The organism is Parasutterella secunda (assembly GCF_024733725.1).
GTDB lineage: Bacteria > Pseudomonadota > Gammaproteobacteria > Burkholderiales > Burkholderiaceae_F > Aphodousia > Aphodousia faecalis.
In genome coordinates this window covers 258,297-284,205 of the sequence record NZ_JANRHP010000002.1, presented here as the reverse complement: position 1 = coordinate 284,205, position 25,909 = coordinate 258,297, and the positions used below count along the sequence as shown (strand labels likewise).

Annotated in this window: 24 protein-coding genes; 17 read left to right on the top strand and 7 right to left on the bottom strand. The window is 47.2% G+C overall.

Annotation, left to right across the window (positions count from 1 at the left end; all coding sequences use genetic code 11):
• Positions 1-164: 164 nt before the first annotated feature.
• Positions 165-1,382, bottom strand: a complete 1,218-nt coding sequence (locus NW199_RS03180; protein ID WP_258333615.1) for a MalY/PatB family protein — start codon at positions 1,380-1,382, stop codon at positions 165-167.
• Between the two features lie 92 nt (positions 1,383-1,474).
• On the opposite strand from NW199_RS03180, the gene NW199_RS03175 reads away from it, so the two are divergent.
• From NW199_RS03175 to NW199_RS03165, 3 genes are all read left to right on the top strand, one after another.
• A complete protein-coding gene (locus NW199_RS03175; RefSeq protein ID WP_258333614.1) occupies positions 1,475-2,029 on the top strand; it encodes a helix-turn-helix domain-containing protein in 555 nt (184 codons plus the stop codon).
• A 36-nt stretch (positions 2,030-2,065) separates the two neighbouring features.
• Positions 2,066-2,932 (top strand): DMT family transporter, encoded by an 867-nt coding sequence (locus NW199_RS03170; protein ID WP_022472630.1) that lies wholly within the window; start codon positions 2,066-2,068, stop codon positions 2,930-2,932.
• A 332-nt stretch (positions 2,933-3,264) separates the two neighbouring features.
• A complete protein-coding gene (locus NW199_RS03165; RefSeq protein ID WP_022472631.1) occupies positions 3,265-3,726 on the top strand; it encodes an META domain-containing protein in 462 nt (153 codons plus the stop codon).
• Positions 3,727-3,774: 48 nt separating this feature from the next.
• On the opposite strand, the gene polA is transcribed toward NW199_RS03165, so the two are convergent.
• Complete coding sequence (gene polA, locus NW199_RS03160; RefSeq protein ID WP_258333613.1) at positions 3,775-6,534, bottom strand: DNA polymerase I; 2,760 nt, start codon at positions 6,532-6,534, stop codon at positions 3,775-3,777.
• Between the two features lie 300 nt (positions 6,535-6,834).
• Between polA and NW199_RS03155 the strand changes: the two genes are divergently transcribed.
• Both NW199_RS03155 and NW199_RS03150 read left to right on the top strand, forming a co-directional pair.
• Positions 6,835-7,296: a hypothetical protein gene (locus NW199_RS03155; RefSeq protein ID WP_022472633.1), complete on the top strand. Its 462-nt coding sequence runs from the start codon at positions 6,835-6,837 to the stop codon at positions 7,294-7,296.
• Positions 7,297-7,299: 3 nt separating this feature from the next.
• On the top strand, positions 7,300-8,070 hold the full coding sequence (locus NW199_RS03150) for a BPSS1780 family membrane protein (RefSeq protein WP_258333612.1): 771 nt from the start codon (positions 7,300-7,302) through the stop codon (positions 8,068-8,070).
• 69 nt (positions 8,071-8,139) lie between these two features.
• Here NW199_RS03150 and NW199_RS03145 read toward each other — a convergent pair whose 3' ends face one another.
• Both NW199_RS03145 and alaS read right to left on the bottom strand, forming a co-directional pair.
• Positions 8,140-8,367 (bottom strand): sulfurtransferase TusA family protein, encoded by a 228-nt coding sequence (locus tag NW199_RS03145; protein WP_249092662.1) that lies wholly within the window; start codon positions 8,365-8,367, stop codon positions 8,140-8,142.
• Between the two features lie 2 nt (positions 8,368-8,369).
• Entirely contained in the window at positions 8,370-10,991 is a 2,622-nt protein-coding gene (gene alaS, locus NW199_RS03140) for an alanine--tRNA ligase (RefSeq protein ID WP_258333611.1), read from the bottom strand.
• Between the two features lie 225 nt (positions 10,992-11,216).
• Between alaS and NW199_RS03135 the strand changes: the two genes are divergently transcribed.
• Both NW199_RS03135 and metC read left to right on the top strand, forming a co-directional pair.
• Positions 11,217-11,651, top strand: coding sequence for a hypothetical protein (locus NW199_RS03135; protein ID WP_258333610.1), 435 nt, complete (start codon positions 11,217-11,219; stop codon positions 11,649-11,651).
• Between the two features lie 26 nt (positions 11,652-11,677).
• On the top strand, positions 11,678-12,847 hold the full coding sequence (metC, locus tag NW199_RS03130; protein ID WP_258333609.1) for a cystathionine beta-lyase: 1,170 nt from the start codon (positions 11,678-11,680) through the stop codon (positions 12,845-12,847).
• 565 nt (positions 12,848-13,412) lie between these two features.
• Here the strand turns inward: metC and hemN are convergent.
• Positions 13,413-14,807 (bottom strand): oxygen-independent coproporphyrinogen III oxidase, encoded by a 1,395-nt coding sequence (hemN, locus tag NW199_RS03125; protein ID WP_309148109.1) that lies wholly within the window; start codon positions 14,805-14,807, stop codon positions 13,413-13,415.
• Positions 14,808-15,013: 206 nt separating this feature from the next.
• On the opposite strand from hemN, the gene NW199_RS03120 reads away from it, so the two are divergent.
• From NW199_RS03120 to recN, 5 genes are all read left to right on the top strand, one after another.
• On the top strand, positions 15,014-15,772 hold the full coding sequence (locus NW199_RS03120; protein WP_249092666.1) for a helix-turn-helix domain-containing protein: 759 nt from the start codon (positions 15,014-15,016) through the stop codon (positions 15,770-15,772).
• A gap of 10 nt (positions 15,773-15,782) precedes the next feature.
• Positions 15,783-17,303 carry a LysM peptidoglycan-binding domain-containing protein gene (locus NW199_RS03115; protein ID WP_258333608.1) on the top strand — a complete coding sequence of 507 codons (1,521 nt, stop codon included), beginning with the start codon at positions 15,783-15,785 and terminating at the stop codon, positions 17,301-17,303.
• 87 nt (positions 17,304-17,390) lie between these two features.
• Entirely contained in the window at positions 17,391-18,182 is a 792-nt protein-coding gene (fabI, locus tag NW199_RS03110; RefSeq protein WP_022472642.1) for an enoyl-ACP reductase FabI, read from the top strand.
• Between the two features lie 70 nt (positions 18,183-18,252).
• On the top strand, positions 18,253-19,143 hold the full coding sequence (locus NW199_RS03105) for an NAD(+)/NADH kinase (protein ID WP_258333607.1): 891 nt from the start codon (positions 18,253-18,255) through the stop codon (positions 19,141-19,143).
• 7 nt (positions 19,144-19,150) lie between these two features.
• Positions 19,151-20,827 carry a DNA repair protein RecN gene (recN, locus tag NW199_RS03100; protein ID WP_022472644.1) on the top strand — a complete coding sequence of 559 codons (1,677 nt, stop codon included), beginning with the start codon at positions 19,151-19,153 and terminating at the stop codon, positions 20,825-20,827.
• Positions 20,828-20,858: 31 nt separating this feature from the next.
• Here recN and fur read toward each other — a convergent pair whose 3' ends face one another.
• The gene (gene fur, locus NW199_RS03095; protein WP_022472645.1) at positions 20,859-21,299 is read right to left on the bottom strand and encodes a ferric iron uptake transcriptional regulator; all 441 of its coding nucleotides are present in this window, start codon (positions 21,297-21,299) and stop codon (positions 20,859-20,861) included.
• A gap of 200 nt (positions 21,300-21,499) precedes the next feature.
• On the opposite strand from fur, the gene NW199_RS03090 reads away from it, so the two are divergent.
• The 4 genes from NW199_RS03090 (at position 21,500) to NW199_RS03075 (ending at position 23,399) form a co-directional block, all read left to right on the top strand.
• On the top strand, positions 21,500-22,012 hold the full coding sequence (locus tag NW199_RS03090) for an outer membrane protein assembly factor BamE (protein ID WP_022472646.1): 513 nt from the start codon (positions 21,500-21,502) through the stop codon (positions 22,010-22,012).
• A 28-nt stretch (positions 22,013-22,040) separates the two neighbouring features.
• Positions 22,041-22,271: a hypothetical protein gene (locus tag NW199_RS03085; RefSeq protein ID WP_022472647.1), complete on the top strand. Its 231-nt coding sequence runs from the start codon at positions 22,041-22,043 to the stop codon at positions 22,269-22,271.
• A 16-nt stretch (positions 22,272-22,287) separates the two neighbouring features.
• Positions 22,288-22,623 (top strand): cell division protein ZapA, encoded by a 336-nt coding sequence (locus tag NW199_RS03080; protein ID WP_022472648.1) that lies wholly within the window; start codon positions 22,288-22,290, stop codon positions 22,621-22,623.
• 65 nt (positions 22,624-22,688) lie between these two features.
• Positions 22,689-23,399: a UPF0149 family protein gene (locus NW199_RS03075; RefSeq protein WP_249092803.1), complete on the top strand. Its 711-nt coding sequence runs from the start codon at positions 22,689-22,691 to the stop codon at positions 23,397-23,399.
• Here NW199_RS03075 and mnmC read toward each other — a convergent pair.
• Positions 23,396-25,333: a bifunctional tRNA (5-methylaminomethyl-2-thiouridine)(34)-methyltransferase MnmC2/FAD-dependent 5-carboxymethylaminomethyl-2-thiouridine(34) oxidoreductase MnmC1 gene (gene mnmC / locus NW199_RS03070; protein ID WP_258333606.1), complete on the bottom strand. Its 1,938-nt coding sequence runs from the start codon at positions 25,331-25,333 to the stop codon at positions 23,396-23,398. The two genes, NW199_RS03075 and mnmC, sit on opposite strands and share 4 nt — an antisense overlap.
• A 97-nt stretch (positions 25,334-25,430) precedes the next feature.
• Between mnmC and NW199_RS03065 the strand changes: the two genes are divergently transcribed.
• Complete coding sequence (locus tag NW199_RS03065; protein WP_258333605.1) at positions 25,431-25,877, top strand: RNA-guided endonuclease InsQ/TnpB family protein; 447 nt, start codon at positions 25,431-25,433, stop codon at positions 25,875-25,877.
• Positions 25,878-25,909 lie beyond the last annotated feature (32 nt).

Sequence of the window (25,909 nt, the reverse complement as noted above, 5' to 3'; positions counted from 1 at the left end):
CTACTCAAGCGAATGTTGATGATGGTTAAGGGCAACAAATAAATATTTCATGTCAGTTCCTATTGAACAAGTTTTATTTTTGCACTTTTTTTATCGACTCGCATAGGCAAAACAATCTATTTTTCTAAAAATCCGAAATTGCACAGAAAAAAGTAGCCATATTGTTAATTATTTTCACTACACAGTGTTGATGACATATTCAGTTTATCTCTAGCATCCGCGATTCTTTCTAACGCTTCTTTCAGCTGCGCCCTTGGACAAGCGAAATTTATACGTTGAAATCCGTCACCTTCACCATTTGGGCCAAATACTTGTCCGTTATCAGGAGCCACGCGCGCCCGGTGCAACATAAAATCCCAAAGTTGTCGTGGACTCATTTTCCAAGCACTAAAATCCATCCATGCCAAATAAGTGGCTTGCGGCACCTGACATTTCACTTCAGGCATTCTGGCTTGAGTGAATTGATACAAGAATTCTGCATTACCACGCAAATAGATGAGCAGTTCTTCGAGCCAATCCTCGCTTTCGTTATACGCTGCGATCTGGGCCACTGCGCCGAAGTTACCGGGCCATAAATAATACGGAGCCATCTTTTTTTTGAATGCTAAACGAATTGACTCATTGGGAATAATGATGTCTGAAACGAGTAATCCAGCCAAGTTAAATGTCTTGGACGGAGAAGTGCAAATGATGCAATTTTGCGCTAATTGATCAGACACAGTTGCGTAGGGAACAAAAGGCTCCTTCTGAAGGATCAGATCAGAATGGATCTCATCAACGGCCACCATGACATGATATTTGTTGCAAATCTGGCCAACTTTCAATAACTCCTCATAACTCCAGCACCGTCCAACAGGATTATGGGGACTACACAAAATCATCAATTTTGTTTTCTCGTCACGAGCCAAATTTTCAAGTCCTTCATAATTGATCTCATATCGACCATCCTTGTTGACGAGCGGATTGTAGGCAATCTTGCGACCAGTACCCTCAATATAGTCATAGTAGGGATAATAAACTGGGGATTGAACGATTACTCGATCACCGACCTCGGCGTACATCTCAATCGCACACACCAAAGCCATGTTCACACCAGGTGTATAAACAATCCAATCTTTCTGAATTTCCCAATTGTTTCGTCTTTTTTGCCAGTCCACACACGCCTGCAGATACTCCTCAGACGGATATCCGTAACCATAGGTCTCATGAGAAGCACGGTTTTGCACTGCTCGCGCAATCGCGGGAGACACTTTAAAATCCATGTCAGCTATACCCATAGGAATAATGTCAACTTCATCGAACATCTGTTTTCTGAGTTGTTTCGACCATTTAATTGATATGGCTTCTGTACGGTCAATTCGTTCGTCGAAATCGTATTTCATAGAGACCTCCGTGGGTAAGGACTGAATTTACACAACATCAGTCCATTTTATTGGTATTTGTTGTTCATTATATAGGACTTTAGGAGGCTACATTGGACTCCATCATCCATGTTGTCGCACAGAACATTAGACGCTTGCGCACTGAGCGCAAACTCAGTCTCGAAGAACTTTCTCGAGTGAGCGGCGTCAGCAAAAGTATGCTTGCTTTAATAGAGCGAGGCGATGGTAATCCAACCTTGAGTTCTCTTTGGAAAATCGCCAATGGATTACAAATTCCCTTTGATGCGCTCACGGTTAGAAAGCAGCCCAATTCTGAAATCATTCGACTCAGCGAGATTGATCCAATCTTGGAAGATAACGGTAAAGTTAAAAATTTCCCTGTTTTCCCAGATGACCAAAATAGGCACTTTTCAGTGTTCTACATGCAATTACAACCCGGTAGTTGTTGGAAGTCCGACGCTCATGTGGTAGACACCACTGAGTTTATCCTTGTAACAGAGGGAGCAGTCGAAATCCAAGCAGGGGAACAATTGTTTCATATTAAAAAGGATGAGGGCATTCATTTCCAAAGTGATACTCAACACGGTTATCGCAACATCGCCCAGGGCCTCACTAAGCTGTATATGATCATGTACAACCGTATTTAATCGCCCGAAAATGTTTTTCTTTGAAGTGCAAATACTATGAAATCGCTTTGGATGTTGTCGGCCTCCTTTTTCTTTTCATTGATGGCCGTTTTTGTGAAGATGGGAGCCGAAGATTTCGGTACCTTTGAACTGATTTTTTACCGCTCGCTTGCTGGCGTCATTTTGCTCTACAGCTTTATCCGCGCCCGCGGCTACACCATCCGAACGCCGTACCTTTTCGGACACTTTAAGCGGAGCTTTATCGGTACATTCTCAATGTCCCTATGGTTTCTGTCGCTGACAATGTTGCCTGTCGGCACCTCAATGACCCTTAATTACACCTCACCTCTTTTTATGTCCTCATTCATGGTTGTTTTCTTATTGATGAGAAAAGAGCCAATGCCTTGGGGATTGTTGGGCTGCATTCTGCTTGGCTTCTGCGGAGTCGTATTGGTTCTTCGTCCCTCTTTTTCTTCAGGGGAAATGCTGGGCGCATTTTTAGCGTTGAGTTCCGGATTTTTAGGCAGTGTCGCCTATTGGCAAATTAAAGAGTTGGGACAACTTAAAGAGCCATCTTGGCGCATTGTTTTTTATTTCACCGTATTTGGTACGGTCTACGGTTTATTAGGTAACTTTTTTATTGAAGGCGGCCTTTCACCGATCACTTCCGATAACGTGATCTACTTAATTGGCATGGCACTGTGCGCCACGCTTGCACAATGCTCCCTGACGTTAGCTTTTGGCCAAGGCAATGTGCTATTGAGCTCGTGTCTGCAATTTTCTGCCATCATCATGGCCGAACTCATGGGGTGGTTCTTCTTTAATGATGAACTGTCGCTTGTTACTGAAATCGGCATCCTTGTGATAATGGTCGCCGGGGTCACTGCCACCATGCTGACAAAGCGCCAGAATACAAAAGCTTAACAATATGCAAATTTTACAGGCCTGTTAAAAATATTTAACACATTGTTTTTAATAGACATTTTTAAGAAATCAGCTTTCCAATGCCTTCGCTCTGAAATATTTAGTTGCGAGCGAATACATTTTGAATCGGTATTCGAAACCCAGGACCTGTAAAGTTAGAGCCGTGAGAGACAAGCAGAGCTGGTCCTCCGGAACAAGAGAAGAGAGAGTTTGGCTAGGGCTTTAAAAAATCCCTAGCCTTTTTTTTGAAGTTGGCAACAAGATGCAACAAAACTGGAGTCTCTGCAACGTTTCAGCTACGATCTCAACTGAGTTTTAAAGGAAAGGTCATTATGCAAAAATCTTTCATCGCCCTTTTAGGAGCATGTGTCATGGCATTAACAGGATGCACGGAAAAAAGCCCTGCCGATGATTTGGCTGGAGAAGCTGCTAAAAATCTTCAAGGTACATCCTGGCAGCTTGTGAGCTCAGAACCGAGTGCTAAAGACGAAGAGAACTGTGAAAACTTGCCACCCGTCATGGACTTTTTGGATGACTCCAAAGTGGCAGGCAATTTAGGTTGCAATCTTTTCAATACAACCTACACACAAGAAGGTAAGAAATTCTCCTTCGCCCCTGCTGCCACCACGCGCAGAATGTGTTCACCTGATGCGATGAAGCTTGAAGGTAAGCTTCTCAATATGTTGCAAGCCACGCGTTACCTGACGCAAAACGAAAAAGGTTTGATGTTCTGGGATGAAAACGGAAAACTCTTGGCTCAATATGAACCGGAAAAAGCCGGTCAATGCCAATAGTTTTTAAGAAATTTTGAAAAGGGCCTTCAGTTTTTGAAGGCCTTTTTCTTAGTGAGCGGATTCCCAGCTGTCCCCGCTGCCGACTTCCGCAATGAGAGGAACAGCTAATTGAGCAACTCCTTGCATTAATTTCGGCAAAGCCTCTTTCACTTTTTCCAACTCTTCCTGCGGCACTTCCAACACCAATTCATCGTGGACTTGTAAAACCAGCAGTGTATTTAGTCCGTTGTCTTCAATCCAACGCTCAACGGCAATCATGGCTTTTTTAATCAAATCAGCGGCCGTTCCCTGCATCGGCGCATTAATAGCCGCCCGCTCTGCCGCTGCTCGCACCGGCGCCCTGGAGCTCGTAATGTCAGGCAACCACAGTCGTCTACCAAAAGCCGTTTGAACAAACCCCTGCTCATGAGCCAAAGCTCGAGTTTTCTCCATGTAAGCTTTCACTCCCGGGTATCGTGCAAAATAGCGGTCAATGTAATTTCTTGCCGCCTGAGGCTCAATTCCTAAATTTTGAGCTAAACCAAAAGCGCTCATCCCGTAGATCAATCCGAAATTGATCACCTTGGCTGTACGTCTTTGATCAGGCGTGACCTTATCGAGAGTAACCCCAAACACTTCGGCCGCTGTCGCACGGTGAATGTCCAATCCCTTGTGGAAAGCATCCAATAAGCCCGCATCAGCCGACAAGTGGGCCATGATGCGTAACTCAATCTGAGAATAGTCCGCCGAAACGATAACGCTTCCCGTTGGCGCCACAAAGGCTTCTCGGACGCGTCTGCCTTCTGTGGTTCGCACAGGAATATTTTGCAAATTGGGATCACTCGATGCCAAACGTCCTGTCACGGCAGTGGTTTGACCGAATGTGGTGTGAACCCGACCGGTTTTCGGGAAAATCATCAACGGTAATTTATCCGTGTAGGTACTCTTTAATTTGCTTAGACGACGGTATTCCAAAATGGCTTTGGGTAACGGATAGTCAAGAGCCAATTGCTGTAGGACATCTTCATTGGTACTGTAACCGCCCGTTGCTGTTTTCTTAGTCTTGGGAGGAACGGGAATCTGCAAAACCTCAAAAAGAATATGAGACAGTTGTTTGGGGCTTGCAACATTAAATTGTTGCCCAGCCATCTCCCAGCACTTTGCCTCCAATTTCACAATCTCATCGCCCAAAGCGTCGCTTTGCGCCCCTAAACGCATGGAGTCAATCAAAACGCCGTTTCTTTCCATCTCGAAAAGAACATTTTGCGTGGGCAATTCAACCGTCTCGTAAATTGATTTAAGTCCTGCGTCACCATCCACCCTTGCGCGCATCAACACAAAAAGTTGAGCAATGGAACGGGCCCTTTGCGTGCAAAACTGAGCGGCGGCTTCTGTATCAATCTGTTCACACTTAAGTTGCTTAACCCCCTTACCGATTAAGTCTTCCAAAGCGGGCACATCCGTTTTGAGCCAGCGAAGCGCTAAATTGGCCAATTCATGCTTCATGTGCGCTTCAATCACGTAGCTCAACAGTGTGACATCTTCCGTATGCGTGTTAAGCGCGATCCCCATGTTGGCAAGCGCATGACGAGCGTATTTGCATTGCTGACTCACCTTGGGCTTGTCGGATGCGAACCACTGCCCCAAAATGTTGGTGACGTCTTTTGCCTCAAGCGCATCCGTTTTATTCGCAGCAAACGAAACGTAAACATTTTCCTCACCAAACGAAAAACCGATGCCGCTTACTTTTGCATGCATCCCATCAGAGGGATCACACAAAAGACTGAAAGCCACCATGGCATCTGTGTTTTGCAATTGCTCGGCTAATGCTTTAAGTTCATCGACGGAATGAATGATCTTCAGTTCAACCTCTTCACGGCTCACGGTTTTTACTTCCGGTTCAGCCGGAATACTGGAAAATAAATCCGCTGTCGTATCAACGATCACCGGTTTTGGTTTTTGCGGCATTCGTTTTTCAACAGCCTTTTTACTTTGCTGCATTTCCCAACGGGCGTAAAAACCGGATAAAAATTCGGTGTCCTCGTCTTTAAAGGTCAATGAACAAACATCAGCATTTTGAACGTAATCAGATAAATCGGCATCAGTCTTAATCGTCACCAAAGCGCGAGCAGTAGGTAAGAAAGACACGCCCTCTCGAAGATACTCTCCTGCCTTGCCTTTTACTTCATCGGCTCGACGGATAATCTCATCCAATCCACCGAAATCGTTGATCCATTTAGCAGCAGTCTTTGGGCCGCACTTTGTAATACCCGGAACATTATCAATTGCATCACCCATTAAAGAGAGATAATCAATAATTCGATCAGGCGCAACACCAAACTTGTTCTTTACCCCTTCCACGTCCAAAATCTGGCGCGTCATGGTGTTGAGAATAAACACGTTGTCAGTGACTAACTGACTCATGTCTTTGTCACCTGTGGCAATGAAGACCTTGAATCCTTTCGCTTCGGCTTGTTTGGCCAAAGTACCGATAACGTCATCGGCTTCAATGCCTGGTACTTGTAAAAAAGGCCAGCCTTGCGCTTTTACCATTGAGAAAATCGGTTCAACCTGACAGGCTAAGTCATCAGGCATCGGAGGACGATTAGCTTTGTATTGGTCGTAAATTTTGTCTCTAAAGGTGCCGCCGTGTGCATCAAAAACACAGGCCGCGTAATCCGGTTTTATCATGGAGCGAATCATCTTGAGCATATTGGCAAAACCCTTGATCGCTCCTGTAGGTTCGCCCGCGCTTGTTCTCAAATCCGGCAAGCCGTGAAAAGCTCGATAAAGAAAATTAGAACCGTCAACCAATAAAACCGTTTTCATAATCGCAGAAAAAACAAGACAAATAAGTCTTGATTGTAGAGAAAGCTAAGGAATTTTCCTGGCAACTTCATACTAGTTTTTTTGTTTTAGTCACTTAGACAACAATTCAGGCAACGCTACAGAAAAAAATCACCTTTGTGATCATAACTTATGCAAGAGCTGAATTTTTTTTATTGCAATAATTCTTTTGTACTTCTTCTTTCAAACTAAACAAATTAACTTCAAATTTTTTCTCCTTCGGTACAATCCAACACCTATAATCAAAGTAGAAACCGAATAAAAATAATTCGAGAGTAAGTTATGAAAAAAACACTTTTAGTCTCTGCCCTTGCCGCTTTAACACTGGGTTCTGCAGCTTTGTCTCCCGCCATCGCTGCTCCGATCAGTGCACCGCCCCAAATCAGTGAAGCCGATGCTCAAACGGCCAAAGACCAGGTGAAGGCTCCTCGCCGTGCAACAAGTTACGACAAAATTTCAGAAAAAGCGCGTCAATATGAGGTCAATCCTGACTTAGCGCCAACAGATGCTGACTACGCCAAAGCTCGCAAAGATCGCGAAGAAGGTAAAGTCACTCGCCGTTCTCAGCGAACAGAAATTGAAGAAGTTCGCGATCAAAACAACCGCATCACGGAATATGTTGTGACGCCCGGCAGCACACAAATTCCATATACGGTTGAAAACCGCTCTGACCGCCCCAGTACAAACCCCGGTCACAGCAAAGACACGCTCGGAACACCTAAGTTCATCAATTTCGGGTTCTAAAGCATGCAAGGTCACATTGCGAGTTTTTCCTCGCCGATTAAGTGGCTCCGTCAGGGCCTGAGCGCCATTCGCCAGGCCCCTTTCGGTATGGTGAGTATTTGTATTTTCTACGTTTTCACCATGTCGGTTTTGGGAGCATTGCCGATGTTTGGCCTCGTTGTCGCTGCTTTTTTTATGCCTTTCGGAACAATGCTCATCATAGAAGGAACTCGAGAGGCCTACGAAGGCAGACAACCGTCGTATGGTGTTTTGGTTGAACTTTTTAAGGATCCGTTTAAACGCTCCCGACTGATGAGAGTCGGAGTAATTTATGCGGCTTTTCTGTTAGTCGCCAATTACCTCTACATTTTTATGGCTGTCGATGAGGTCAGTCAGTGGCAAGTGGTTGACGGCAGACTCAATTGGGATTCTGTTTATGCCAATTTCCCGTGGTCAGCGGCCGTTGTCACCGTTATCATCTATGCATTAGGACAGATGGCGACCTGGTTTGCGCCCGCTTTGGTTACTTGGAAAAACATGGCGGTTGGGAAAGCTATTTTTTATTCCTTCTTCGGCTGCTTGAGAAATTGGCTCTCTATCGTGGTGTTGCTCATTCTCATTTTCGGCTTCACGGTGCTTTGTGCCTTAGCAGTCATTTTTATCACTGAATCTTTAGGTATCGGCGATCTTTCAATCTTTGTTCTCATGCCGATTGCATTTTTCTTGACTACTGTCGCCTATGGCACGATCTGGCCCATGTGGGTTGATATTTTTGGCGATGTTAATGCCGATTAGTCATTCTTAAGTAGAAAAAACTCGACGAAGGATAAAAACCAACGCCGAGTTTTTTATAGAGTACAACGACTATTTGTGCTCGATATAGTGATGCCACTCACCGTTCACTTCGTCCTGCGAAAGGATTTTGTGTCCGGTCTGCGAGGCAAATTGAGCTAAGTCGGCGACACTTGCCGGATCGGTTGCCAAAACCATCAGCACCTCACCGGTTTGCATCTTGGCCAAAGCCTTTTTCGTTTTAAGCACCGGCATGGGGCACTTTGTGCCCCTTGTATCGATTTGCTCGTCAAAATGCATGGTTACTTGCCTTGCAGAAAACCTTCAACCGAGGCTAACGCTTCATTGAGGCCTTCTGCCTTCGGAGCGCCCGCCATAGCTAAATCGGGTTTTCCACCGCCTTTGCCGCCCATCTTGGAGGCAACAAATCCGGCCAATTCACCAGCCTTCACACGAGAGGTAAGCGACTTAGCCACACCAGCCACAATCTGCACCTTACCGTCGTTTACGCTCGCCAACACCACAATGACTTCACCCAATTGATCGCGCAAACCTTCTGCCATTGAGCGTAAAGCCTTGGCTTCAATGCCTTCGACCTTAGTAACAAGGAGCTTGTAGCCATTAAAGTCCTTGGCAGAAGAAACCAACGTGGTTGCCGTCATTTGGGCAATCTTTTCTTTCAGACGTGTCACTTCTTTTTCAAGGCTCTTAACCGTATCAAAAACGGCGTGGGCCTTGTCAGTCACCACATCAACCGGAGACTTCAAAGCGGCGCACACTTCACGAATCGTATTTTCTTCTTTACGCGTAAAAGCCACAACGTTCATGCCGGTTGTCACTTCCACACGACGAATACCCGCAGCGATCGCCGATTCACTTAAGACCTTGAACGAACCGATGTCACCCGTACGGTCAACGTGCGTACCACCGCAAAGTTCACAAGAAGGACCAATCTTAACCACGCGGACAGTCGCACCATACTTTTCACCGAAAAGCATCATCGCGCCCGTCTTTTTAGCCTCTTCAATCGGCATTTCCTGAACACAGACTTCAGTATTAGCCAAGATTTCACGGTTAACGATATCTTCCACTGCGTGGATTTGATCCACAGTCATGGCTTCCGTATGAGTGAAGTCAAAACGCATCACATCGGGACCAACCCAAGAACCACGCTGTTGAACGTGATCACCCAATACTTCACGCAATGCGTACTGGAGCAAGTGAGCAACCGAGTGGTTGCGGCGGATGCTTGCACGACGTTCGGCGTCAATTGCAACATCAAACACGTCACCCACTTTCACATGGCCTTCTTCCACATGGGCATGATGGCCGGTTACCTTTGCCTTAATCTTTTGCGTATCAATCACACGAACAATAGTCGTGTCATTTTTCATAACACCGGTGTCACCGACTTGACCACCGCTTTCACCATAAAACGGCGTGGAATCCAAAACCACAACGCAGTCATCTCCTGCCGGTACTTCTTCAACCTGCTCGCCATCAAGGTAAAGGGCAATAACTTTAGCAGCCTTGCCTTCGGTTTCCGTATAACCGGTAAAGGCCGTATCCGGACCATTGTATTCAAGGCCTGCGGCCATCTTAAATTTAGCGCTGGCACGAGCCTTGTCGCGCTGCTCTTGCATGGCGGCGTCAAAACCATCCATGTCCACTGTCACATCACGTTCACGGCAGACGTCAGCCGTTAAATCAACCGGGAAGCCGTAGGTATCGTGAAGCTTAAAGGCGACCTGACCATCCAAAACGCCGTTCTTCGTCTCTGCAATAGCATCTTCGAGCATTTGCATGCCTTGGGAGAGCGTCTGAGCAAAACGTTCTTCTTCTTTGGCAAGAATCGTCTTAATTTTCGGATTCTTGATTTCAGGATAGGCTTCACCCATTTCTGTGACCACGGCATCCACCAATCCGGCAAAGAAGGGTTTGCGCGCACCGAGCTTATAGCCGTGACGGATAGCGCGACGGCAAATACGGCGAAGCACATAAGCGCGACCTTCGTTGCCCGGCAAAATACCATCAGCAACAGAGAACGTGCAGGCGCGAATATGGTCGGCGATCACCTTCAAAGAGGGACTTTCGGGATCCACATCGGTAGCACCGGCTTCTTCAACAGCTTTCTTTACCGCTGCCAGCAAATTCTTAAAGAGGTCAATTTCATAGTTGCTGTGAACGTGCTGCAGCACAGCAGCGATACGTTCAAGACCCATGCCTGTATCCACGGAAGGCTTCGGCAGTTTGTGCATCACACCGTTTTCGTCACGGTTAAATTGCATGAACACCAGGTTCCAAATTTCGATATAACGGTCACCGTCTTCGTCTGGACTTCCCGGAGGGCCGCCTTGAACTTCTTCACCGTGGTCGTAAAAAATTTCTGAGCAAGGACCGCAAGGACCGGTATCACCCATCATCCAGAAATTGTCCGACATGTAGCGAGCGCCCTTATTGTCACCGATACGAACGATACGTTCAGCGGGCACTCCCACTTCTTTATTCCAAATGTCATAAGCTTCGTCATCTTCAGCGTAGACCGTGACCCAGAGCTTTTCAGCCGGAAGATGAAAGTGCTGTGTCAAGAGCTCCCAAGCAAATTTGATTGCATCGTGCTTGAAGTAGTCACCGAAACTGAAGTTACCCAACATTTCGAAGAAGGTGTGGTGACGAGCGGTATAGCCAACATTATCCAAGTCGTTGTGTTTACCGCCTGCGCGGATACACTTTTGAGCGGTCGTTGCACGGGTGTAAGGACGCTTGTCAAAGCCCAAGAACACGTCCTTAAATTGATTCATACCTGCATTGGTAAACAACAGTGTCGGGTCATTGCCCGGCACCACAGGGCTGGAATGCACAATCGTATGACCTTTGCTTTCGTAGAACTTCAAAAAGGTCTCGCGAATTTGCGAAGTTTTCATAATCAGTCTCTTTTCATAAAAAACGGTTTTCCCAAGCTTTTTTCAAATCTTAGGAGCGAATTTGTTAATTTTAGTCATTTTTACACTAGCTGGGGACAATATCACTGAATCCATGCATTCGACCAAGGCACTAACAATCTTTTTGGCAACAATTTCAAACAGTCCTTTTTTCGTTTCAAGCCTATGATATTACTGATGAGGGAAACTTAACCCAAGGAAGTCAATATGAGCGTTACTAGACGATTATTTATAGCTTCCGCTTTAGGTTTAGCTTTTCTTGGCTCCAAGGCTTTTGCCGAAGAGAAAAGTCCGCTTGGCGAATTTCTCTCCAATGTCAAAGACAAGGCAATGAAAGACTTCATGGAGCGTCACGATAAGGATGGTCGTTGGGACGGAAAGTATTACTACGATCGCGAAAACAACAAACGCTATACGCGCGACGAATGGCGCAAAGAATTAGAGTGGCGCTATAAGGAAGAGAAAGCCGGACGCGATTGGCGAAAAGAGCGCTATGGGAAAGGGCCGCGCGAGATGGACGAAAACAAAAAGCGTAAGGATCGGGATGAAAAGAAACGCCCGCCCAAACCCAAGAAGGATAAGAAACCGCCTCGCCCTAAAAAGGACCATCGTCCGGACCGTCGAGAAAAAGATCGGCGTTAAGTTAATTTTTTTAAGGAGTTTATTTGATGCGAGAAGAGACACTTTTGGTCCATGCCGGTCGGCATATTTCCGATGATTACGATTTTGTTAATCCGCCGGTTATCCGAGCATCAACAGTGTTGCATAAGTCTGCCGAAGACATGATGAATCGTGCTATGCACGAACGGGACATGATTGAGGACAAAATTCCTTATGGAACATACGGCACACCGACTCACCATGCTTTCTACAAAGCGCTTTGCGCTCTTGAAGGTAAAAATGCCGCCGGGGCCTGGGCCTTCCCGTCCGGGCTTGCGGCTTGCACCATTCCTCTTCTCGCTTTTTTAAAGGCCGGCGATCATGCGCTTTTAATCGATACCATTTATGGACCGACTCGGGAGTTTGCAGAAGAAATATTGCGTCGAATGGGGGTGGAAGTTGAATTTTTCTCGCCTTCAGTCGGTGCTGATATTGCTTCACTTTTTAAGGCCAATACCGCTCTTGTCATGCTAGAAACCCCGGGCTCCCATACGTTTGAAATGCCCGATGTGCCAGCCATTGCCAAAGCCTGCCAAGAAAAAGGAGTCATCAGTGTTATTGATAACACCTGGGCGACTCCTCTTTTCTTTAAACCCCTTGACGTTGGCGTTGACGTTGTCATTCATGCGGCGACCAAATACATTGGCGGTCACTCCGACTTGACAATGGGCGTTGTCATCTGCAATGCCAAAACCTGGCCTCAAGCCTATCGTACTTTTGTACAAACCGGACAAACAACCGGTTGTGATGACATTTACCTGGCATACAGAGGGCTTCACTCAATGGCTGTCCGTGTTAAAGCGGCCGCTCAGAGCACAAAACAAATTATTGACTGGCTTTTACAAAGAGAAGAAGTTGAACGTGTTTTGTGGCCTGCCCTACCGACGGACCCATCGTACCCAATCTGGAAGCGAGACTTCTCCGGAGCCACTTCACTTTTTGGAGTTGTATTTAAGGAGCGTTACGCCAATAAGCTTGCCCCTATGATTGATGCTCTCAAAATTTTTGGTCGGGGTTACTCATGGGGCGGATTTGAAAGTCTTCTGATTCAAAGCTATGGAACTCGGAACCGGACACCTATGCCGTTTGAGCGAATGGTTCGGATTGCGGTCGGCCTAGAAAATCCGGTTGATCTGATTGAGGATTTAAATCAAGCTTTTAATCAACTGCCACACTAACGAAGTTGTCCAACCGCTCACCGGAAATGAGGCGTTAAACAATGGTTTTGTTTGACGCCTCTTTTAATTAACCACCGATCATAGAATACGTTCATTTTATTTACAAATATAGTCAATTATTTCTGTTATTTAAGCTAAATAGTACTGATTGATAGCTAAAATCAACATCAAAAAAAGAGCCACATCTAATTTATTTTTGATAAAATACCGCTCGTCACGAAGTGGGATTGTTTGGCTGTCTCACCTCAGCCCTGAAACCTTGCCGCCGAATCTTTCAATTTCTGCGCGCAAAAAAGATTACGGCGAAAGCCGTAGGGGCCCACGTAAGTGGTTTAGAAACGACAAAGCCAGTGCGCGAACACTGGCTAAGTCTTTTTACATGAGGTGAAGTTATGCCCGACTCTCAAACCTCGTGCTCGTTGATTATGACACAGATAAGTGTGCCTTACATGGGTAATTGTAGACTTAGTCCAATGCTCGTATCAGCCATTATTTGGATAGTGATCCGCACGAAACGTCAACACGTTAGGGCTAACTTCTTAAAAGGAAGTAGCCCTCATGCATTTTAAGCGATTTTTGAATAACCGCCTGCTCGATCAGATTCGCGAAGATAACGGTCAAATTGCATGGCGACCGCTCTGACGAAAATCTTACCTTTAGGACTTACAACAATTTCTTCCGGTGTTAGTTCAACAAAGCCCACCTTTTGATAGTTTTGTAATTTCCTAAGTTCGTAGGCAAACGTTTCATCAAAAGCAATTCCAAAGCGAGCTTCAATTTCTGCCTTAACGATCCTAAATTGACACATGATGGTCATAATGACCGCGTGGCGAAGCTGATCCTCATCACTTAATTTGTAACCACGATTTGTCGCTAAACGTCCGGAACGAATGGCTTCATAATAGGCCGGCAATTCACGGGGATTGCAGGCATAGCAGTGATGTACATTGCTAATAGCCGAGACACCCAAAGCCACCATGTCACAATCGGGACGAGTTGAATAGCCTTGGAAGTTACGTTGCAACTTGCCTTGCTGCTGGGCAATGGCTAATTCATCAGTTACCTTGGCGAAGTGGTCCATCCCGATGTAACGATAGTCATTTTGCGTCAGCCGTGTGATGGCATCCATCATGATGTGAACCTTTTCAACCGTACCCGGCAAATCTGCATCTAGGATGCGACGCTGCGGCGGAAAGTGATTCGGCAGGTGTGCATAGTGATAAAGGGCTATCCGGTCAGGCGAAAGCTCCAACACTTGATCAAGCGTTTTTTCAAAACTTTTTCTCGTCTGCTTCGGCAACCCGTAAATCAAATCCATGTTGATGGAATGAAAACCCGCTTCACGCGCAGCTTGCATCGTATCGCGAGTCATCTCAAAGGGTTGAATGCGATTGACAGCCTTTTGCACGTCCGGATTAAAATCTTGCACCCCGCAGCTCATACGGTTCAAACCTACTTTAGCGAGGGTCTGAACTTTCTCAGGCGGACAAGTCCTGGGGTCAACCTCAATAGAGAATTCCCCTCCCTCTTCCAACGGGAAACGACTGGTGATCAAATCCATCACCCGTTCAATTTCCTCATTATTGAGAAAGGTGGGCGAGCCTCCACCGAAGTGAAGTTGACTAACCGTTGTCTTGCCGCTGATTTTTCCCTTAACCAATTCAATTTCTTTGTCGAGAACATCCAAGTACTCGGCACTTTTGCTGTGGTCACGCGTCACTTGCTTATTGCATCCGCAATAAAAGCAAATGTCATTGCAAAATGGAATGTGTACGTACAAGGAGAGCGGTTTATCCGCCTCACGATTAGCGAGAGCTTCCTCGTAATCGTCCGTTGTAAAGTTTTTATTAAAGCGGTCTGCGGTCGGGTAAGACGTGTAGCGAGGAGCCGGAACATCAAACTTTTGCAACAACTCAATGGATGGCAATTCCACGCCGGTTAAATTCGGATCAGTCAACATGGGATAACACCTAAAGTTCACCAATTTGATTTAAGTTAAAGTTCTGTTATCATTTCACAATCTGATTTTGACGAAAGTCAAAAGTAAAAATGACAGCAGTGACATTGCTGACATTGTGCACAGGAATTATTACCGCAAGCTGAAAGCGGCCGTCCAATTGTCCAGTCACTGTCTGCGGGTGTTAAAACATTTTTGATTGGCATTTCATGTCGACTTTGTCTCCGAATCTTTCATCCGTGCCCTCTCTCAGGGTCAATTGTTCTCACTGTAATCTTCGGGAACATTGTGTTCCTCTCGGATTGTCGTTACGTGACATTGACCGCTTGGAAGATCTGATCGCATCTCGTAAGCGCATTCATAGAGGTGAGCCGCTGTTTCGGGCCGGTGACCGTTTTGAAGCTATTTACGCTATCCGTCTGGGCTTTTTAAAAAGTTCTGTAATGAGTAGCGACGGCCGAGAACAAGTGACCAACTTCCACATGTCCGGAGAATTGATCGGTTTAGACGGCATCGCCAATGAAGTGCATTCGTGCGATGTCATCGCTCTGGAAGATACCGAAGTCTGTGTCATCCCGTACGAAAGAATTCTTGCTGCCTGCAGCGAAATTGAAGATTACAATCTGCACTTTCAAAAAGTGCTTTCCCGTGAAATCGTTCGTCAACACGGCCTTATGCTCCTTTTGGGATCCATGCACGCCGAAGAACGACTTGCGGCATTCCTTTTAAACCTCTCTCAACGTTTTGAATCCCGCGGCTACTCCCGAACTGAATTTGTGCTCCGTATGACCCGTGCCGAAATCGGCTCTTATCTCGGACTCAAATTGGAAACGGTAAGCCGTGTTTTGTCACGCTTCTCGCACGATAAACTCATTGAAGTGAACCAAAAACACGTCCACATCATTGACGCCGACGGGTTGCGCGCCATCGTTTCGGGACAAAATCCCGAACCGACAGAAGAAGAGTAAGAGGTTTTCTTTGATCGCTTTCAAGCACCTGGCCGTCATCATAGCGGGGCTCGGATGGTCTCTGAGCGCCGCGGCTTCCGATTTTGTGGACTTGCTAGGTGACATCACTATTGAAAACGACGAATTCGTTCGTTCTGTTGAACTGCGTGAGGCTCAACGCACACGAATCAATCCCGATGACACCATTTGGGTAACCATTCGCCGCGGCTTTGGTTTATCGGACTTACCCGAAGCGGTTGTCGATAAGGAGCTGGAACGCTACACTAAAGCGCTCCCCTATACCGAGCAAATGGCTTTCCGCGCTCGGATGTATTTGTATTTTATTGTCTCGGAAACTCAGAAAAGAGCAATGCCGACAGAGTTGGCTCTTTTGCCCTTTGTAGAAAGTGCATTTCAGCCCGAGGCGCTTTCACGCTCCAAAGCGGCAGGACTTTGGCAGTTTCTCCCTTCTACAGGTGATATCTTTGATTTAAGACAGTCAAGCTGGCGAGATGACAGACTTGATGTTGTAGAAAGTACGCGTGCAGCACTTGACTACTTACAATACCTTCACAATCAATTTGAAGATTGGCACTTGGCTCTTGCTGCCTACAATTGTGGCGAAGGTTATATCCGCCGAGCGGTTGCCGCCAACAAAGCCAAGGGCAAACCCACCGATTTTATGAGTTTGCCTCTTCCGGCAGAAACTTCTCGCTACGTGCCCAAACTCCTGGCCATTAAGAAACTCATCCAAGAACCCGAGCGGTATGGATTAAAGTTACCCGCCATTGCCAACGAACCGTACTTTGTGCGTGTCAATAAAAACCGGGATCTTGATTTGGAAACGGCCGCTCAATTGGCCGAAACCGATTTGCAGGAATTCAGACTTCTGAATCCGAGTTTTAACCGACCGGTGGTTGTCGCCGCGCATCAAGGCTCTATTTTGATTCCGGCTGCCAAAGCTGACGCCTTTGTTTCCAACCTGATTAATTGGCAGGCAACCGGCAAACCGCTTTCCAATTGGTCCACGCATACGGTAAAAAAAGGCGAGACACTGAAAACCATAGCCAAACGTTACGGCATGACTGAAGATGAAGTGCGCGCAGCCAATAAGATCCCGAAAAATCGTCGTGTTCAGGTCGGCAGCACCATTCTTGTTAAAGATGCTCATGCCAGTCAGGACATTCAGGTCGCAGAAGCCGACTCCGCCATGCGCCTTGTTCCACTGCCCACCACTCGACGCATTACGTATCGAGTACGAAGCGGAGATACCTTATCGGGCATTGCCTCGCGCTTTGGTGTTAAGGCTGCGGACATTCGCAAACAAAACCGACTCAAAAGCAACACAATCAAGGTGGGCCAAAGATTGCGCCTGACCGTTCGTGAAGTACAGCGTGCCGGTCTTCGGAAGACGGCCTATCGCGTCAAGCGCGGCGATACGCTCTACACGATCGCCCAACGCCATCGCACAAGCGTAAGCGCCATCATGGACGAAAATCGTCTTCAAACAAAAAACCTCAAACCCGGTCAGCGTTTAGTCATCCCTCATTAATGCTAAACCTTGGCCCTTAACTTCAAAGTTTTTAGCGCTTTAGCTAAAATCCAATCCGTTATCCATTGTTAAAAAAGTGAGGATCAAATGGGTTTTCTTCAAGGTAAAAAGATTCTGATCACGGGTATTGTTTCCAACCGCTCTATTGCCTACGGCATTGCCAAGTGCTGCCACCGTGAAGGCGCGGAACTCGCTTTCTCGTACGCCAACGAACGCTTCAAAGATCGCGTAGCCGGTTTTGCCGCCGATTTCGGCAGTGACTTTGTACTGCAAATGGACGTCTCCAGTGACGAACAAATCGATAACGCTTTCGCGCAAATTAAAGAACGTTGGGGCGCCTTGGACGGTCTGGTTCACTCAATCGGCTTTGCTCCGCGTGAAGCCATTGCCGGTGACTTCCTTGAAGGCTGCACGCGTGATGCTTTTAAAACAGCCATGGATATTTCCGCTTACTCTTTCCCGGCAATCGCCCGAGCCGCTTTACCCTTGATGCAAGGCCGCGCCGGTTCTCTTTTGACCCTCACGTACCTGGGCGGCGAACGAGTGGTTCCCAACTACAACACCATGGGCCTTTGCAAAGCTGCGCTTGAAGCCAGCACTCGCTACATTGCCAGCAGCGTCGGCCCCAAGGGCATCCGCGCTAACGCCATTTCTGCCGGCCCGATTAAGACTTTGGCGGCTTCGGGCATTCAAGGTTTCTCTAAGATGCTCTACCATATGGAAGCCAATGCTCCTCTTCGTCGCACGGTAACGACTGAAGAAGTGGGCAATGTCGCTGCCTTCTTGCTTTCCGATTTGGCAAGCGCCGTCACGGGCGAAGTCGTCCACGTTGACGCCGGTTTCCACAGTGTTGCAATCGGCGCAGAAGCCGAAGAATAATTTCTTTATTAAAAAGGTCGGACCGAAAGTGTATTTTCCTTTCGGTCTGTCGCTTTAAAGGCCCTGAAAAGTGAAATCGTTTAAGAACGCCGCAGTCTTTGCCAAGCGAACGGAACCGATGGGTGAGGCATTAAAAAAGCTTCTTACCATTTTGCGTGCAGAAAACGTCCAATACTTGCTTGAAGAGAGTACGGCAGAGCATCTCCCTGGAACTCAAGGTGTCAGCCTTGATGAGTTAGGCTCTAAAGCTGACGTGATCATTATGTTAGGCGGAGACGGAACAACGCTTGGCATCGCCCGGCGTATGGCCCGCTTCAAGCTTCCCATCATTGCCATCAATGCCGGCCGTCTTGGTTTTATCACTGATTTTTCCCTTGAGGAAATGGATAAAGACTTGCCGCCTTTGCTTCGGGGTGAATATGAAGTCGATACTCGCTCAATGCTTCACATCCGTGTCTATCGCAAGGGCGAAATCGTCTTTAACGCCACGGCTGTAAACGATGCAGGTATCACACACGGTCGAGCGGGCTCTATGGTGGAATTTAACGTCTGGGTAGATGGCCATCCCATGGCCACTCAACGGGCTGACGGCATCATCGTTGCCTCTGCCACGGGTTCTACTGCCTACGCAATGGCCGCCGGCGGCCCGATTCTGCATCCGGCCTTAAACGCCATGGTTCTTGTACCGGTCGCCCCCCACGCCCTAACCAATCGTCCGATTGTCCTTCCCGGTTCTAGTATCGTGGATATCAGTCTGATTGAGGCAAGGGAAGCATCAGCTTATTGCGATATGCAGGATTTTTTCCCGATGCAAAAGGGCGACGTTCTCCGAGTCAGAACTTTGCCTGAAAGTTTCACTATTTTGCATCCGATCGGACACAATCATTACGACACACTGCGTCGAAAACTGTATTGGAATCTGATGCCTTCGGCCAACGCTTCGCTGCCCATCAAGGATTAGCCTTATCATGCTTTTGCACCTTTCACTTAAAGACTTTGTCATCGTCAAAGAGCTCTCTTTGGATTTATCGACTGGGCTGACGGTTCTTACCGGTGAAACTGGTGCCGGCAAATCCATATTGATTGATGCGTTACAGCTGATTTTAGGTGGCAGAGCCGATAGCGGTGTTATTCGTGAAGGGGCCAAACAAACAGACCTCACGGCCATTTTTGAAGTCAATGACGAGGTGTTTGCTCACCTTCGTGATTCTGCACTAACCACAGAAGATGATCTGTTGGAAAAAACCGCCATTATTCGACGTGTCATTGACCGCAACGGCCGCTCTCGCTCTTGGATAAACGGCGTGGCTGTCACCGCCTCCCAAGTTAAAGAGATTGCCGCCCAACTTCTTGATATTCATGGACAAAACGCCCAGCAATCGTTATTGAAAACCTCGGGACAGTTAGCATTGCTAGATGCCTATGGCGGCTATGGAAAAGAACTGGCTGAAACAAAGGTTGCTTTTGCCACGTGGCAAGACGCTCAAAAACGCCTGTCTCAAGCTAAAGAAGACGCGAAAAAATTATCTGATGAGGCTGACCGTTTGGCCTGGATACATGAGGAACTTTCTCAAATCAACCCTCAAAAGGGCGAATGGGAAGAACTCAATGCAGAGCACAAACGCCTGGGTAACGCGCATGACATTTTAGAAGCGCTCGATGCAGCCAAAAGTGAACTGTCTGAAAACGACGAAAGTGCCCTTTCGCTTTTAGGGCAACATACGGAACAATTGCAATCCCTTTCTCAATACGATGAGAAGTTAGGCGAAATTGCCAATCAATTGTCTGAAGCTCAGGCCATTTTAGAAGATGCGGTTCGTGAACTTGAACGCTATTCAGATCGCACGGATTTGGATGAGAGCCGTTTTGAAGAAGTTGATGAGCGAGTCTCCCTTTACTTTAATGCGGCTCGGAAATTCCATACCCTGCCGGAAGCCCTTTTTGAAAAATACGAAGAAACAGGCCAAAAGCTTAAAGCCCTGCAGCAAAATCTTGACTTAGAAGCGTTAGAGAAAGAAGAGGAAAAGGCACGCCAGAGCTTCATGCAAGTAGCCAAAGAACTTTCCAAGAAGCGACGTCAAGCCGCAAAGACGCTTTCAGTGGCTGTAACGGATGCCATGCAAATGCTCTCGATGACAGGCGGCCGATTTGAAGCCTCTCTTAATGAATGCGAACCTTATTCGCTTGGCGTTGAAAAGTGTGAATTCTTGGTTGCCGGTCACACGGGTGTGGCCGCTCGAGCCCTTTCCAAAGTCGCTTCCGGCGGTGAGTTATCCCGTATCAGTCTGGCCATCTCAGTGATCACATCAAAATCCACCCCTGTGGATACTTTGATTTTTGACGAAGTTGATGCCGGCATCGGCGGTGCGGTTGCTGACGTGGTTGGAAAACTTCTTAAAAAGCTCTCTTTTGAGCGTCAAGTGATGTGCGTCACCCATTTACCGCAAGTGGCCTGTTACGGGAAAAATCACTTAAAGGTACAGAAGTCTCAGGAAGATGACACAACGGTGAGCCGTTTGCGTGAATTAAACGATGATCAACGAGTTGAAGAACTGGCTCGTATGTTAGCCGGGGCCGATATTACTGAAAAGGCTCGAGCTAATGCTCGGGAACTTATAGAAAACGCCCGAGCCTACAAAGGCTAAGGCGTTTGATGAAAAAACAGGAAAGCGCTGTCTATTTGGCAGCGTTTTTTTCTTGACATTCCTTACAAATGCCATAAAGACAGAGCGTGTGGTGATCAAGCGTGTAGCCGAATCGGGAGGCAATTTCTTGTTGCCGTCTTTCGATTTCCACGTCCACAAATTCCTCAATTTTGCCGCATTGCAGACAAACCAAATGATCATGATGCTCGGGCTCTCCGAGTTCGTAAGAGGCGCTTTCTGTATCAAAGTGATGACGCCTTAGAAGACCGGCGACTTCAAATTGGGTCAATACACGATAGACCGTGGCCAAACCCACATCTTCACCTTCCTCTTTGAGTTGAGAGAAAACCTCATCGGCTGTTAAGTGACGCTTTTCTGTAAGCGCCGCTTTTTGAAACAACGCCAAAATACGAAGACGCGGAGCTGTCGCTTTTAAACCCAAACTTTTTAAATCACTCGGATCGTATCTCAATTGATCAACCTCTATAAGCAGGTAAGAATATTTGGCACACCCAAGGCCAGCGATTTTTTAATCATAACACGGCGATTTTGGCCAGTGAATGTTGAATTCACTCAGAATGTCAAAAAAATCACTATTCCTTAAGCGCAACTGCGCGCATTAGTTTATCATTCAGGGATCAGAGACTAACGCACTGAAACGACGTGTCACCTATGTACAAGAAATGTTTGCTGACGGGCGCCATGGCGGCTACGCTCGCGTTGAGTGGTTGCGCCCAAGTGGAATCAAAGTGGGATGCTTTCAATGAATGGTTCCAACCTACCGAAGCCCTCACGTCCGTAATCAAACCCTATCGTCCGGATACCCATCAAGGCAATTTGGTCACCAAGGAAATGGTCGATCAGCTCCACCTCGGCATGACGCAATTGCAAGTCCAATTCCTTTTAGGGGTTCCGCTCTTAAGAGACATGTTCCACCAAAACCGTTGGGATTATCTCTATTACATCAATCCCCGTTTTGGCGATCCTGAAATGCGCCGCTTGACGGTGTATTTCGATGATACGGGGCGTCTTACCCGTTATGAATTCACCCCGATGCCTGATGAAACCCAAGCCGACCAAATGATTTTGGGCGATAAGGAAGTCTTCAAGGCTGACAATTCTGATTTAACAGTCGTCGACCAGGCTCAAAAAGCCCAGGAAGATGTGGAGCAAAATGCTCTTTAAATAAAAAAAGCTAAAGGACAACAAAAAAATGCAAGAAAAGCTTGAACTCTTAGCCGATCGCGTTCGTGCCCTCATTCAGGAAGTCAATGACTTGCGCGAACAAAACGCCCAACTGCAGGCTCTTTTGACTCAAAAAGAAAATGAAGCCGGTTTGACTAAGGCTGAAACTCAAGAAGCCATCGAACGTTTGGACGCTTTGATTCGCTCTATTGAGAAGGCCCAACAAACGGTCCCTGAAGACCAACCGATGAATTTCTAATTGAGTTCAGAAAACCATGACTGCGCGTAAAACCTTAACCTTGACCATCATGGGACGTGATTATCGTCTTGCGGTGGCTCCCGATGAGGAAGCAAATTTGCGCGCCTGCGCCGAGCTTGTGCAAAGCAAAATGCAAGAAATTCACCAACCGGGTAAGGTTTTTTCACCTGATTCGGTTGCAGTGCTCGCCGCGCTGCGCATCGCTTATGAAAATCTGATTCAACGTCAGGCGGTCGAAGAAATGAATAAGGCCGTTGAAGATATGAATCGTTCCAAGGGGCAAATTGACTCCTTGATTGCCTTGTGTGATAACACACTGGCAGATAAGGCTTCCGACAACGGCGCCCAATAATGAATTTGTGATGACTCACTCCAAGCGCCGCCCATATCTGCGGCGCTTTTTTCTAAGATTTCACCATGACTGAAAACTTTCGCCCTTTGACCGATGAAGACATCAACCAACTCGATGACCTTTTAGCAACAAGCAGTTGCGGAGAGGATACGTTTGATGTCAGCATGCTTGACGGCTTTTTGTCCGCCATTGCCCTTTTAAACCCACCGCTCAAAGAAGACTCAGAGTGGTATCCGTACATTTTCAATGAAGAAGGGAGTGCTTGCGAAATCGATGAGCCGGAAACTGTTAAACGTTTGATCACTCAACGCTTACAGGAAATCCGTGCTTTCCAAGCTCAAAGACAATTTTACAACCCCATCATTTTCCCGCTTGAAGATGAGGACGGCAAGCAAGTCACCGGTCCCGACGGATTGGTGGCTCTTGAACCGTGGGCAATGGGTTTTTACAACGCGCTTGCCCAATATAGCGACCGCGTGGATGTGACTGAGGCCATCGAAGCCCAGTTATGTCGGATTCATCGCTTTTTAGAGCTCGATGAGGAGGATCCCGATTATCAGCAAAACCTGGCGATCCGTCAGGCAGTGGAAAAGGAACACCCCGTCCACACTCTGGAAGAAGGGATGCTTGAGATGATGCAGGGTGTCATTGAAATCGCCAAACTCAATTTGCCCAACAAACCGATCAGCCGCGCAACACCTAAAGTCGGACGAAATGATCCCTGTCCTTGCGGATCAGGGAAAAAGTATAAAAACTGCTGCGGTAAAAACGCTTAACGGACTTTTCCGTTGAACCACTGGCGCTTTAGATATCTCTGAGGCGCCAGCGTTTTTATGAGCGCGGGATCAGCCGGCAGCGGCGCTCCCGTCATCATAGAAGTCAGCATCTCAGCGCAAAGCACTGACATCGATAGTCCTCTGGATCCCAAACCGGCTAAAACCCACAAGCCTTTGTTTTCCCAACATTTGGAATCTTGCGGAATATGTTCTGAAGCATTCCAAACCGACAGCCAACGGGACTCATCTACAGAAGCCCCGACAACGGGAACTCGACCGGGACCGGCTGCCCGTACTCCGCAATAGGCTCCGGTTACAACCACAGGCAAATGATCTACCAGTAAAGTATCCAACTTTTCGAGATTGGCTAAGTGCGCTTTCTGCTCTGTCCATGAACCCGTTCTAGGCAATTCATAGGTAGCCCCTACTCCACAGTATCCATCCTCCATGTGAGCGATGTAGCCTTCACCACTTACAGGGCACTTCAGATCCCCAAAGTCCGTGTCGCGTAGTAAAGTGATGCGGCCCGGCAGCAAGTCAAGTCCAAGATGGGGTTCTTTTAACAGATCGGAACTGGCGGTTGCGGCGCAAACAACCACATTGTCCGCTTCATCGATAACCTCGCCAAATTCACCGATGAGCTGCCACTTTTCGCCCTTTTTGTCTATTGAACGCACAGTGGTATTGCCTCGATAGGGAACTGCACTTGCAGCAATCAACGCTCTGCAAAATGCACCGGCTCGGGCCATCCCGGCCATGGGGAAATACCATCCGCCTCTTTTTAACTCCAGGCCAACGATCTGACTGGCCTCTCGCCGATTAAGTAACAAACCATAATTTTCAGGAATTTTAAAAGGCTTATTGTCGGCAACCGCTTTCAACCAATCTTCATAGATCGTATCCTTATGCGCCATTTGAAGGCATCCAAGCTCTTTAAAAAGGCATTCCCCTGTTTGAACTTCTAATTGACGTAAGCGAGAACGTGTCATGAAAAAACCTTCTCGCGACAATTTGGATAAGGGACTGTCGTCACGGGTAAAGTGCGGATGCAAGATTCCCCAAGGCAGAGCACTGGCCGCCGCTCCGGGGACTGCAGCCTCATCAACGACTCGAACATTAATACCTTGAAGCGTGAGACTATAAGCTAAATTGGCTCCGGCAAGACCGGCTCCGACAACGATGACTTCATTAATGGGTCGCAAAATATGCTTTGTCCGCTTCGCTTTCATCACGCCAAAAAGCCGTTCACGCTTTTTGCCAAAACCCTTTTTCTTTTCCAGTGCAAAGCCCGCGTCGGTAAGAGCCCTTCTCACATCCCCTTTTGTACACCACGTTGTTACCGTTGCGCCTTCTTTGGCGTAGCGCGATAAATCCCGTAAAAGTTCAGAATTCCACATTCGCCAATTTTTATCAGGACTGAAACCGTCTAAAAACAAAGCGTCATAACTAAGCGACAATTTTTTAGCTAGCTCCATGCTGTCGCCAAAAACCAAAATGAGCCGTACACGTCCCTCATCAAAAGACAGCGTGTGGTAACCGGGAAGACAAGGCGGCCATTGTTTAGCAAGCTCTTTAGCTTCTTCGCTCACTTCTAGCGCTGAGAGTGATTGAATTTCTTGATCAGTGAGCGGAAAGCACTCAAGAGAGACGTAATTTAAACGTTTGCTGCGATGGGGATCATTTCTCCAGGCTTTTAATGTCGTTAAAAAGTTGGTTCCTAACCCAAAGCCATTTTCCAAAATAGTAAAACTTTCCTTATCGGCCCAACGGTTAGGAATATCACCTTCGGACAAAAACACGTGGCAAGCCTGACCATAAGCACCACTTCGAGTGGCATAAATGTCTTCAAATTCCGGTGAATAAGCCTTACCGTCTTCAAGCTCCACCCGAGCAGGTCTGACTTTTAGGGTTGCATTTGCACGGTTAAATATCATTTATAAATTTCTCATTATCACTACGGTTCAGAGTTTAACAAACGCCAAACCGTACGATGATCCTTAGATCTAGTCAATTTAATGTGATCGTGAAGACTTGAGAATAAAGAACATGACAGCGAGTGCGGCCGGGACGGTGGAAGAGCCAGGTCATAATGTGGGTCAAAAATCGGGCTTAAACCGAGCGATATTGGATCAGGCATGGGGGAAATTTTTCCAACGATTGGAGTGGAAGTGTGAACAAAGGGGCGCTCAAGTGATAAAGGTGTCGCCTCAGTACACCTCGCGGATCTGTCCGATATGCGGTTATGAGTCAAAAGAGAACCGAAAGAGCCAGGCGAATTTTAAGTGTATGGCTTGTGGCTATCGGGAAAATGCCGACGTAGTCGGTGCGAGAAATATTAAGGTGCGCTGGCAGCGCATGTCAGCCTGTGGGGAGCTCGGCGAAGTAGGCCGAGCTCAAGTGAATCGGCGGATGGAGACAGTCCATTGCGCGGGTCAGCAGCAGGAACCCATCGAAGTGATCAGTGGCGTAAGCCACTGACACAGTAGGGAATCCTCGCCGTTCACGGCGAG

Excerpts from the sequence above, each read along its gene's own strand:
- NW199_RS03180 (WP_258333615.1), bottom strand. The coding sequence starts at position 1,382 with ATGAAATACGATTTCGACGAACGAATTGACCGTACAGAAGCCATATCA.
- NW199_RS03170 (WP_022472630.1), top strand. The coding sequence starts at position 2,066 with ATGAAATCGCTTTGGATGTTGTCGGCCTCCTTTTTCTTTTCATTGATG.
- NW199_RS03165 (WP_022472631.1), top strand. The coding sequence starts at position 3,265 with ATGCAAAAATCTTTCATCGCCCTTTTAGGAGCATGTGTCATGGCATTA.
- polA (WP_258333613.1), bottom strand. The coding sequence starts at position 6,534 with ATGAAAACGGTTTTATTGGTTGACGGTTCTAATTTTCTTTATCGAGCT.
- NW199_RS03155 (WP_022472633.1), top strand. The coding sequence starts at position 6,835 with ATGAAAAAAACACTTTTAGTCTCTGCCCTTGCCGCTTTAACACTGGGT.
- NW199_RS03150 (WP_258333612.1), top strand. The coding sequence starts at position 7,300 with ATGCAAGGTCACATTGCGAGTTTTTCCTCGCCGATTAAGTGGCTCCGT.
- NW199_RS03145 (WP_249092662.1), bottom strand. The coding sequence starts at position 8,367 with ATGCATTTTGACGAGCAAATCGATACAAGGGGCACAAAGTGCCCCATG.
- alaS (WP_258333611.1), bottom strand. The coding sequence starts at position 10,991 with ATGAAAACTTCGCAAATTCGCGAGACCTTTTTGAAGTTCTACGAAAGC.
- NW199_RS03135 (WP_258333610.1), top strand. The coding sequence starts at position 11,217 with ATGAGCGTTACTAGACGATTATTTATAGCTTCCGCTTTAGGTTTAGCT.
- metC (WP_258333609.1), top strand. The coding sequence starts at position 11,678 with ATGCGAGAAGAGACACTTTTGGTCCATGCCGGTCGGCATATTTCCGAT.
- hemN (WP_309148109.1), bottom strand. The coding sequence starts at position 14,807 with ATGTTGACTGATCCGAATTTAACCGGCGTGGAATTGCCATCCATTGAG.
- NW199_RS03120 (WP_249092666.1), top strand. The coding sequence starts at position 15,014 with ATGTCGACTTTGTCTCCGAATCTTTCATCCGTGCCCTCTCTCAGGGTC.
- fabI (WP_022472642.1), top strand. The coding sequence starts at position 17,391 with ATGGGTTTTCTTCAAGGTAAAAAGATTCTGATCACGGGTATTGTTTCC.
- recN (WP_022472644.1), top strand. The coding sequence starts at position 19,151 with ATGCTTTTGCACCTTTCACTTAAAGACTTTGTCATCGTCAAAGAGCTC.
- NW199_RS03090 (WP_022472646.1), top strand. The coding sequence starts at position 21,500 with ATGTACAAGAAATGTTTGCTGACGGGCGCCATGGCGGCTACGCTCGCG.
- NW199_RS03085 (WP_022472647.1), top strand. The coding sequence starts at position 22,041 with ATGCAAGAAAAGCTTGAACTCTTAGCCGATCGCGTTCGTGCCCTCATT.
- NW199_RS03080 (WP_022472648.1), top strand. The coding sequence starts at position 22,288 with ATGACTGCGCGTAAAACCTTAACCTTGACCATCATGGGACGTGATTAT.
- NW199_RS03075 (WP_249092803.1), top strand. The coding sequence starts at position 22,689 with ATGACTGAAAACTTTCGCCCTTTGACCGATGAAGACATCAACCAACTC.
- mnmC (WP_258333606.1), bottom strand. The coding sequence starts at position 25,333 with ATGATATTTAACCGTGCAAATGCAACCCTAAAAGTCAGACCTGCTCGG.